Annotated in this window: 1 protein-coding gene; it reads right to left on the bottom strand. The window is 37.6% G+C overall.

The annotated features are described in order from the left end of the window. A partial coding sequence (locus NGR58_RS10175) for an IS30 family transposase (protein ID WP_258089362.1) occupies positions 1–988 on the bottom strand: 988 nt, incomplete at its 3' end. Between the last annotated feature and the right edge of the window lie 328 nt (positions 989–1316).

The following is a 1316-nucleotide window of genomic DNA, read 5'->3' as shown; positions in this document are numbered from 1 at the left end:
CTACACGCTGTTGACTAATATCACTAAAACGTGTGCCTTTGGGAAAGTACCACTTGGCACGGAGATTACGATTAGTGCGTTCGTTGGTACCACGTTCATAAGGCGCATAACTATTGGCGATGTATAAATCTCCTAAATAACATAAAATAAACTTCACCACACGACTATTCACAAATTCGTGCCCATTATCGCATGTGATTGATTTCACATAACGACCATACTGGTGTTTAAATTGACTAAGCACCCTCACAATTTCCAAAGCACTCTTGGATTTTGCTTTAATAGCTACTTGATAACGGGTTTTACGTTCAACAAAGGTAATTAATAAGGAGCCCTGATGATTTTTGCTTTCAACCCCATCCATTTCCCAATGACCAAAAGAACGACGCTGATTAATTGATGCCGACCGCTCATTGATACTGCGTCGTTGTCCAATATACTGACCAACTTCTTCCGGTGTGACAAGCGGTCGAAAAGACCGATAACGACGTTGATATTTTTTTGCTAAAGGCCGTCTGTATTTATTCAATGCCCGGTTTATATTACGACGATACCGTTTCCCTTGCATTGGCAAATCCTGGTTTGATAGCCCTGGAATTTTATTCTGATTGATCCAGGTATAAATCACCGTCGTATTTGAAAATAAACGCCGATGCTTTGCAACCACTTGACCAGGTGTAAAATGATGCTGCTGTATTTCTGTTTGTAAAACTTGTTTTTTATAATTAGTCAATGACGAAGGCCTGCCAGCATGATGTCGCCGATTTTGAGCGCGAAATTGCGCATCGCGAGCACGGTACATAGATTTCAGTAATTTCGTTGGGTAACGTAAATTATCTTTCTTGTTATCTGCAGTACCTCGTCGAATTTCTCGCGTGATTGATGAACGGTTTCTGTTTAATCGTTCAGCTATTCTAATTAATGAATAACCTTCCTTAATCAATAGTTCAATTTTTATTCGTTCTTCATACGAAATGGATTGACTCATAACATTTGACCTACCTTTTAAATCATATTTCTTTAAACTATTTTCATGGTTAATTTCAATTATAATAAGCAATATTACTCCAATTACACTGTTATTAGATGAATTTGAATTGTCGTTACTGGACAAGGTACCACTTAATACAATAAAAATGGTCGTAGAATGCGTTTCTCAACACTCAAATACGCACAAAAAAAGCCAGCAACTGAACTGAACCCCGTAAGTTGGAGTAATTTCCAAAACTTACGGGGTTTTACTATGTTTTCAAAAGAAGTACAAATTGAAGCTGTCACAATGTATCTACAAGGTATTCCGCCTTATAAAATACGGA

Origin of the sequence: Weissella fangxianensis, assembly GCF_024718545.1 — a bacterium.
Lineage (GTDB): Bacteria > Bacillota > Bacilli > Lactobacillales > Lactobacillaceae > Weissella > Weissella fangxianensis.
This window is presented reverse-complemented; position numbering and strand designations above follow the sequence as displayed.